This is a genomic window from Terrabacter sp. RAF57 (assembly GCF_052113925.1).
Classification (GTDB): domain Bacteria; phylum Actinomycetota; class Actinomycetes; order Actinomycetales; family Dermatophilaceae; genus Terrabacter.
On sequence record NZ_JBFRDT010000031.1, the window covers coordinates 21,640 to 30,023 of the forward strand.

Annotated in this window: 7 protein-coding genes and 1 pseudogene; 6 read left to right on the plus strand and 2 right to left on the minus strand. The window is 70.3% G+C overall.

Annotated features, from left to right (window positions below; translation table 11 throughout):
- Positions 1 to 32 precede the first annotated feature (32 nt).
- The 4 genes and pseudogenes from AB4Y83_RS21550 to AB4Y83_RS21565 form a co-directional block, all read left to right on the plus strand.
- Positions 33 to 1,709, plus strand: coding sequence for a helix-turn-helix domain-containing protein (locus tag AB4Y83_RS21550; protein WP_442276834.1), 1,677 nt, complete (start codon positions 33 to 35; stop codon positions 1,707 to 1,709).
- 123 nt (positions 1,710 to 1,832) lie between these two features.
- Positions 1,833 to 2,693 carry an alpha/beta fold hydrolase gene (locus AB4Y83_RS21555; protein ID WP_442298123.1) on the plus strand — a complete coding sequence of 287 codons (861 nt, stop codon included), beginning with the start codon at positions 1,833 to 1,835 and terminating at the stop codon, positions 2,691 to 2,693.
- Positions 2,690 to 3,433 (plus strand): alpha/beta fold hydrolase, encoded by a 744-nt coding sequence (locus tag AB4Y83_RS21560; RefSeq protein WP_442298124.1) that lies wholly within the window; start codon positions 2,690 to 2,692, stop codon positions 3,431 to 3,433. Before AB4Y83_RS21555 ends, AB4Y83_RS21560 begins: the two co-directional genes overlap by 4 nt.
- Positions 3,434 to 3,695: 262 nt before the next feature.
- Positions 3,696 to 4,289: pseudogene (locus AB4Y83_RS21565) on the plus strand (PEP/pyruvate-binding domain-containing protein); the annotation flags it as partial.
- Positions 4,290 to 4,355: 66 nt separating this feature from the next.
- On the opposite strand, the gene AB4Y83_RS21570 reads toward AB4Y83_RS21565, so the two are convergent.
- Both AB4Y83_RS21570 and AB4Y83_RS21575 read right to left on the minus strand, forming a co-directional pair.
- Entirely contained in the window at positions 4,356 to 4,862 is a 507-nt protein-coding gene (locus tag AB4Y83_RS21570) for a GNAT family N-acetyltransferase (RefSeq protein WP_442298127.1), read from the minus strand.
- A 414-nt stretch (positions 4,863 to 5,276) separates the two neighbouring features.
- Positions 5,277 to 5,480 carry a hypothetical protein gene (locus AB4Y83_RS21575; RefSeq protein WP_442298125.1) on the minus strand — a complete coding sequence of 68 codons (204 nt, stop codon included), beginning with the start codon at positions 5,478 to 5,480 and terminating at the stop codon, positions 5,277 to 5,279.
- Positions 5,481 to 5,794: 314 nt separating this feature from the next.
- On the opposite strand from AB4Y83_RS21575, the gene AB4Y83_RS21580 reads away from it, so the two are divergent.
- Positions 5,795 to 7,330: a CYTH and CHAD domain-containing protein gene (locus tag AB4Y83_RS21580; RefSeq protein ID WP_442298126.1), complete on the plus strand. Its 1,536-nt coding sequence runs from the start codon at positions 5,795 to 5,797 to the stop codon at positions 7,328 to 7,330.
- Positions 7,331 to 7,711: 381 nt separating this feature from the next.
- Entirely contained in the window at positions 7,712 to 8,125 is a 414-nt protein-coding gene (locus tag AB4Y83_RS21585; protein WP_056824019.1) for a VOC family protein, read from the plus strand.
- The last annotated feature ends 259 nt before the right edge of the window (positions 8,126 to 8,384 follow it).

Genomic DNA, 8,384 nt, shown 5'->3' on the forward strand with positions numbered 1-8,384 from the left:
TGCCCCGACCTGCCATGGGTCAGGATGGGCCTGTGGGCGGAGGAGACGACGACGTCGCGCAGTCGGTGGCCGAGCTCCGCCGTCGCGCCGACGAGCTCGCCGTCCTCAACGACCTCGCCCGTCGACTCGGGGCCTTGCACGACACCCGCGAGGTGCTCGACGAGGTGGCACGACAGGCGCGACGGCTGCTCGGCGTCGACGTGGCCTACATCATGCTGCTCCGCGCCCAGCTGCTGAGGATCGAGGTCGTCGACGGTGCGATGGGCGCGGCGATGCGCGGCATCGAGCTCGAGTCGGGGCAGGGTCTCGGGGGTCAGGTCCTGGCGACGGGGCGCCCGGTGGCGAGCGAGCGCTACCTCGAGGACACCCGGTTCCCGCACGGCGAGGGCACCGATGCGGCGGCACTGAGCGAGCAGCTGGGCGGCATCCTGGGGGTCCCGCTCGTCGTCGGTGACGACACCCTCGGGGTCCTGCTCGCCGCAGATCGTCGACCACGCTCCTTCGGCGACCGTGACGTGGAGCTCCTGGCCGGACTGGCGGCCCACGCCGCCCTCGCCCTGCGCACCGCCGACCTCTTCGACCGGGAACGCGCCGCCGCGGCCGAGCTGCGGTCGACGAACGAGACACTGCGGGCGGTGAGCGAGAGCCGCCAGCGCGCGAGCGACCTGCGCGACGTCCTCAACGACATCGTGATCCGGGGAGAAGGGGTCGCCGCGGTCGTCACGGCGCTCGAGCGGTCGGCCGGTCTGGTCGTGCAGGTCCGCGACGCCGACGGGCGCGCCCTCGCCGGCGCCACCCCTGCCGACGGCGGCCTCGTCGTGCCGGTCGACCTGCCGAACGGCCACGGCGGCGACCTCGTGGCCGCGCCGACGGCCGAGGACGACGAGGAGGCCCTGCGCCTGCTGCGCATCGGCGCCACGACCGTGGCGGTGCTGCTCGCCTCCGAGCGGTCGGTGGCCGAGGCCGAGCTGCGTACCCGCGGCGAGTTCATCCACGCCCTGCTCTCCACCCACGCCGACGAGACGAGCCTGCTGCGCCGAGCCCGGGCCCTCGGCATCGACCTTCAGGCCGTGATCGCCGTGGCCGTCGTGGACGCGGAGCCCGTGGGCTCCGCGTCAGCCACCGCCTTCGCCGCACGGCTCGCCTCCGAGCTGGGTGGATGGTCGGCCGCCCATGCCGGCCAGGTCGTCGTCCTCCTCCCCACCACCGTCGACCGCGCCCGTGAGACGGCCAGGCGACTGACCGGTCAGGACGCCGCGACCCCCACGACGGGCCTCGCCGCCGGAGTGGGCGGCCCGCAGGGGATCCGGTCGGCCCACGAGGAGGCGCGGCAGACCGCAGCACTGCTCATCGCCCTCGACCGTGCCGGCTCCTGCAGCGCCAGCGACGAGCTCGGGCTCTACCGCTCGCTCTTCAGCAGCTCCGGGCGAGCGGGGCTCACGACGTTCGTGCAGTCCACGGTGGGCCCGCTCCTCGCATACGACCTCGAGCACCAGCGCGACCTCGCCCTGACCCTCGAGACCTACCTCGAGCAGGCCCGTCACCACGCCCGCACGTGCGCGGCCCTCCACATCCATCCCAACACCCTGTACCAGCGGCTCGAGCGTGTCACCGAGGTGCTCGGCCCGCGCTGGAAGGAACCGGACCGGGCCCTCGAGCTCCAGGTCGCCTTGCGGCTGCACCGCCTCCTGTCCGGCCCCGCGGGTTGACGTCGTCGCTTCCGCCTGTCCACATCTCCACCTTCGACCGTGCGGCACGGAGGAGATCTCCATGGTTCCAGGGTTGCTCCACGGCTAGCGTCGGGTCACCGCACCCGAAGGAGCCAAGACGGTATGCCGACCTTCCGCACCACCGATGACGTCACACTCTCGTACACCGATGACGGAGAGGGACCTCCGATCGTCCTCGTGCACGGCTACACGGCGCCCGCCACGTCGTGGGCGCTCACCGTCGACGCCCTGCTCGACGCGGGCTACCGCGCGATCGCCTTCGACCGGCGCGCCCACGGCGAGTCCGAGACGCCCGTGCACGGCCAGCGGATGGCCCGTCACGGGCGCGACCTTGGCGAGCTGCTGGACCACCTCCAGCTCGACGACGCGGTTCTCGTCGGAGCCTCCATGGGGGGCAACACCGTGTGGGCCTATGTCGACCAGTTCGGCCCGGCCCGGCTCAGGGCGGCCGTCATCGTCGACCAGACGCCGAAGATGCTCAACGACGACGGATGGCACCACGGCTTCTACGGCTACGAGCCCGCCAACGCCGGGACGCTCTTCGCCGGCGGCGTGCCCGACACCGGACGAGGTCGCACCGTGGACCGGTCCGCTTCGCAGATGCTCCGCCTCGTGGAACGGCTCGGCGCACCGCCGGCGTTCCGCGACCCCTCGGCCTCCGAGACCCTGCCGCTGCTCGCCGACCATGCACGGCAGGACTGGCGCGACGTCGTGCGGCGCTTTCCCCTCCCGCTGTTGATGCTCGCCGGGCGGGAGAGCCAGATCTGGCCGTGCGAGCACGCAGCAGCCGCCGTCGCCGACTCTCCGCGCGGGCGCGCCCTCGTCATCGAGGATGCTGGGCACGCCATCAGCTTCGACCAGCCCGACCGGTTCAACGAGGCACTGCTCGGCTTCATCAGAGAGGTCGACGCCACCACCTCGGTGGTGCCCTCCTCCGCGCACGAGGCCACGGACGCCCGGTGAGGCTCGCGACGCAGCGGCACGGCGACGGCCCACGACAGGTCGCGCTCGTCCACGGCCTCAGTGCCGACGGTGGGCTCTGGGGCGGCCTGACCGAACGACTGGTCGCTGCAGGGGGCACCACGGTGACCACGACCGACCTGCGCGGGCACGGCCTGAGCGACCGGTCCGACCTCTACACGCTCGACGCCTTCGCCGACGACCTGGTCGAGACCCTTCCGACCGGCCTCGACCTCGTCGTCGGCCACTCCCTCGGTGGCTCGGTGCTCGAGCGGGCCGTGGGACGGCTCGCCCCGGTCCACGCCCTCTACCTCGACCCCGGATTCCGTCTGGCGCTCCCCACGCACGGGCTGGCCGGGCGACTGTTCTGGTCCCTCGCTCCGGTGACGCTCACCGTCGCGGCGCTGGCGCAGAAGCGTCGCAGCCGTCGTCGGCCGCCCCTGTCGCCGTCGGATGCCAGCCTGCGGGATGCAGCCCTCGACCGGTTCGACCGGCGGATGACCATCGACGTGTTCCGCGATGTCGCCCATCATCCGGCTCCCGTCGCGGCACCGGTGGTCCCCTCCACGATCCTGCTGTCCGACGACGCCCCGACGGTGCTGGCCGACGCGACGAGCGAGCGTCTGGCCGCCCTCGGCTGGGAGGTGCGCCGGTTGCCGGGAGTGGGTCACGACTTCTGGCTCGAGGACCCCGAGCGCACTCTGGACGCCGTGCGCGACCTTCTCGTCGGCGAGCCCGCCTAGCTACGCCCCTCCGGCTTCCGCTGGACGTGGCCAGAGCGCCGACCTGCGGGTGAGTTGGCCAAGTCAGGATGACCCGACGGTTTGTACCGTGGGTCCCGTGCCGATCATCGGGCTGGACGAGGCGGACGCGACCTGCGGTGGAAAAGCACTGGGTCTGGGGCTCCTGTCCCGTTCGGGTTTCAACGTCCCGAACGGGTTCGTCGTCGTGGGCGACCTGGACGCGCTGGCCCTGGGTGCCGCCGTCGATCGGCTGGGTGCGCCCATGGCGGTGCGCTCCTCCGGACTGCTGGAGGACTCGGCGACTGCCTCATTCGCCGGACAGCTTCAGACCGTGCTGGGCGTCGTGGGCAGCGCTGAGGCTGCTGCGGCGATCCTGGCGTGTGGTCGGTCAGGTACCGCCGACCGTGTCCGCGCGTATGCGGTGCGGACCGGGGCGGCCACCCCTCCACGGGTCCCCGTCGTCGTCCAACGGCTCGTGGCCGCTGAGGTCGCGGGAGTGGTGTTCACCCAGGACCCTCGCACCGGCCTCGACGACGTCGTCATCGAGGCGGCGTGGGGTCTGGGTGGGTCGGTGGTCGACGGCCAGGTCGTGCCAGACCGCTTCACCGTCTCTGCGCTGGGAACGGTCGAGGGGTCCGTGGGGTCGAAGGCGACCCGCCTGGACTGGCGCGACGGCGAGCTGATCCGCAGCGCCGTCCCCACGCAGGAGCGGCGCCGAGCGGCACTGACCCACGCCCAGATCCGCGAGATCGCCGGGACCGCTCGGGAGGCGCACGGCGCCTTGGGTTATCCGCTGGACATCGAGTGGGCCATCTCCGGCGACACCCTGTGGCTCCTCCAGGCCCGCCCGATCACCACGGCGTCTTCACCACCCGGGTCGCCTGCGGCCCGGCCGGCCCTGCTGGCGTGCCGGCGGCGTCGGCTATCGCACCATGCGTATCTCGACCAGCCCGTCGAGATCTTGATCGACGTGCTCGGTCCCGTCGGCAGTGAATCCGTTCTTCTCGTAGAACCGTCGAGCCCGCGCGTTGTCCTTGGCCACCCACAGTTGTGCGGGCCGCTCGCCGAGAGCCTGGTCAAGGAGAGCTTGACCGACACCGTGGCCGTAGCAGCTGGACAGCACGTAGAGCGCATACAGCTGCTCATCGCGCTCCGGCGGGTGCCCTTGGTGGTCGGCGGCCGGACCGTACGCGACCAGACCCACGATCCTGCCTTCGCGCCGGGCGACACGGAACCGCTCTCCGGCATCCTCCCGTAAGAGCAGACCCGACCACATCGCCTGCCGACTCTCGCGCGCGGCGTCATCGTAGAAATGCTGTGGGAGCAGCTCTGCGTAGGCCTCCCGCCACGCCTGAACGTGGACCCGGGCCAGCTCCTCAGCATCCACCAGGCGCGGCACCGCCACCTCGAAGTCTGTCGACACGGCCACTCACATCCTCACCGCAGACTGGGCAGTGCCCCTGTGTGACTTGGGCAGAGTCGATGAGAGCCCTCAGGTATGTCTGAAGCACATGCTGGCCATACTTCGGGAACCGATCCCGGTCGACCTGCTCCGCTTGGCAGAAGGCTACGCGGAGGTACTTGCCCAGCTCGGCCGCCGTTTGTGGGGTTCGCCAGGCGGGGTGGCCTCGTGCAGAGAAGTGGCGCACTGGTCTAGGGCCCCAGCCGTCCACGCTGCACCTGATTGCTCGGCAGGTCAAGACGCTCATAACGCCACGGAGGACGTACGCGGCGAGGTGACGCGGGGTGGTGCAGGTCTGCGTCGAGTGCGCTCGGTGCCCGGTCGCGAACAATGCCTCACAAGGTCCTGTGTGCCGAGGTCGCAGCTGTTGTCGGTGGCGATTCAGAAGATGCCTCCCCCTCCTCCGGCGCCCCAGGGAATGAAGTGGAATGAAGTGTTATCGCTCGAACTTCGGTCTGGATGTACCGAGGCGTCGAAGTGGTTGCGACCGCAGAGGACGCAGATCCGTTCGCGCATCCCGGCGACGGTGGTGGGCTGCCAGCGGTGGCGGCCGATGGTGCATCTCAAGCTCTTCTTGGTGTTCATGAGTTGAGAGTGCGCCCGGGGCTCGAAGCTGTCTGTGCGCTAGATGACAGATCGAGCGAATCCCGGAGCCGTGCCAAGTCGGACGCGCCTGACATGCGGCGAAAGGACCCAACGCTTTGTGCGGTCGAAGTGCCCGGTTACCGGACGCTGCGGACGCCACCCGAAATAGCGGTCGGGGGCGCCTCGACGCTGGGGTCTGCCCGGTCGATCGAGTGCAGTGCGCACGGAGGGTTGGCCGAGCCCGGCACCCACCGTGAGAGGTCAACCGTGGCATCCCGGCTCCCGGCCGCCGCTGCTGCGCGAAGATGATGGACATGAGCCCTACTCGGCATGACGAGGTTGAGCGCAAATATGACGTCGACCCGACGATGGTGTTGCCGAACCTGGCCGAGGCCGAGGCCGAGGGCGTGGGCTCGGTCCGTCCGCCGGAGGAGTTCCGGTTGGACGCGGTGTACTTCGACACGGCGGGTCTGGATCTGGCCCGCCGAGGAGTGACCCTGCGACGACGCAGCGGCGGCGCCGACGCCGGCTGGCACCTCAAGCTGCCCGTCAGCGGGGACACCCGCACCGAGCTGCAGGTTCCGCTCGGGCAGGCAGAGGAGACGGTGCCCGCCTCGTTGCTCACGCACGTGCGGGCCATCGTGCGGGACCGTCTGCTTGGCGCCGTCGCATCGGTGAGCACGACCCGTCGTGAGTACGTGTTGTGTGGCCCTGACGGCGCCGTCCTTGCCCGGGTCTGCGACGACCGTGTGCGGGCGCAGAGATTGGACGACCGGAGCCCGGAGCAGTCGTGGCGGGAATGGGAGGTCGAGCTCGACGGGGCGTCCCCGACATTGCTGGACGCCGTGGAGGCGCACCTCGTGGCTGCGGGAGCCTCACCGGCGCGCGTGTCCTCGAAGTTCGCCCGCACCGTCGGTGAGCTCGCATCGGCTCTCCCGGCTCCGCCCTCGAAGGACGACCTGGCCGGAGGCACGGTAGGGCAGCTTTTCGTCGCGCTTCTGACGGAACAGACGGCCAAGCTGCAACTGCGGGACGCTGGCGTGCGGGCCGGGCAGGCCGGGTCGATCCATCGGATGCGGATTACCGCGCGCCGGCTCCGGTCCGCGCTGACCAGTTTCGCCCCGATGCTCGAGCGTGCCGCGACCGATCCGGTCCGAGCGGAGCTGCGCTGGCTCGGTGAGTCCCTCGGGCAAGCCCGCGACGCGCAGGTCCTGCGTGAGCACCTGACGGGGGTGCTCGGACAGGAGCCCCCAGAGCTGGTCGTCGGCTCCGTCGCCGCGCGGATCGACGACGAGTTGAGCGCGGCATACAAGGCCGGACGCGAACGTGCCCTAGAGGCCCTCGAGAGCGAACGGTACCTTCGGATGCTCGACGCCCTCGACGAGCTGGTCAGGGCTGCGCCGCTGAGCTCGGACGCCGACACGGCCGCGGAGGAGGGCGTACGCCGGCTGCTGCGCCGCGACGTCAAACGGCTGGATCGGGAGGTTCGTGCGATCACGTCTGCGCAGGATCCCGAGGCCCGCGACGTCGCGTTTCACGAGGCGCGGAAGAAGGCCAAGCGGCTGCGCTACGCCGCTGAGGCCGCCACACCTGTCGTCGGCAAGCGAGCCCGCTCCCTGGCAGCCTCCGCCAAGAAGGTCCAGGAGGCCCTCGGGGTCCGTCAGGACTCGGTCGTCGCCCGTCAACGGCTACGTGAGTACGGGATGCAGGCTCACCTCGACGGCGACAACGCCTTCACCTTCGGCCGCCTTCATGCCCTGGAGCAGGCCCGCGCCGACCGAGCCACCGCTGACTTCGCGACCGCCTGGTCGACGTTCCACAAGAGGCAGATACCCCGCTGGGTGGGCTGAGGACATCGGCCGGTTCGAGTTCCAGGCTGGGGAATGCTGCCCGCCTCCAGCGGCCGGACTGGCGTGCCTCTCCTGGCCCAGATGCTCGGTGATCTGTCTCCCGCGGGACGCCGGCGATGCTCGCGCTCGTCTCGTTGACCAGCCGAGTGTCGGCGTCAGGGAACTGGGGGAGACGTCTACGTCACCACGGCTCCCGGGGTGACGGATCGGCTCAGGCAGACTGCACCTCTCCGCGTACAAGGGCTTGCGTCACTTGGACCGAGGGCCACGCGGCGCGTGTAGTAACCCGACGGTGCGACCATTCAGCTTCGACCGTTCCGGAAGTAGACCGTCCTCTTTGCTGGGTACCTTGAAGGCAAAGCTCGTGAGAGGACCAGAAGGATGAAGATCATCAGACAGGTCACGGTCTTTGATGCGGCCGACATTGACGCCGAAAGCGCATTCTGGGCTGGCCTGGTGGGCGGGCACGTATTCGGAGACAAGCAGTTCCACTGCGTCATCGACGAGGCCGGCAACTGGCGAATCGGCGTTCAGCACGCCCCAAACCACGTCCCACCGCAATGGCCCGACGGATCCCCCCAGCAGATGCACCTCGACCTGCACGTGGAGGAGCCGATCCAGGCTCATGAGCGAGCCATGGCGCTCGGAGCAAGCCTGCTCATGAAGGCTCCTGACCTCACGAGCGAAGAGGGACACCAGGTCTACGCCGACCCCGCGGGTCACCCGTTCTGCATCGGATGGGGTCACCCCTCGCAAGAGGTGATCGCGGCCTTCGTCGCCCAGAAACACGAGTGATCGAAGCTGAGCGGAGCTGCCGCTCACGGGAGGTCGCCTCGCGGCGAACAGACGCACGCTGCTCCGTGCCCGTGCCCGTGCCCGTGCCCGTGCCCGTGCCCGTGCCCGTGCCGACCAGTGCAGGCATCTGGTGAGGCCGTGATCTACCGGATCTCATGGGTTCTAGCCGAGTGCCTGGCTGTGCTGGGAGGCTCGGTTCCGGTAGCGGCTGGCGGGTCAGCACTCTCCGAATCTGATCCTGCGAGGTCTTGCGGCAGAC

Excerpts from the sequence above, each read along its gene's own strand:
- AB4Y83_RS21580 (WP_442298126.1), top strand. The coding sequence starts at position 5,795 with ATGAGCCCTACTCGGCATGACGAGGTTGAGCGCAAATATGACGTCGAC.
- AB4Y83_RS21555 (WP_442298123.1), top strand. The coding sequence starts at position 1,833 with ATGCCGACCTTCCGCACCACCGATGACGTCACACTCTCGTACACCGAT.
- AB4Y83_RS21585 (WP_056824019.1), top strand. The coding sequence starts at position 7,712 with ATGAAGATCATCAGACAGGTCACGGTCTTTGATGCGGCCGACATTGAC.
- AB4Y83_RS21575 (WP_442298125.1), bottom strand. The coding sequence starts at position 5,480 with ATGAACACCAAGAAGAGCTTGAGATGCACCATCGGCCGCCACCGCTGG.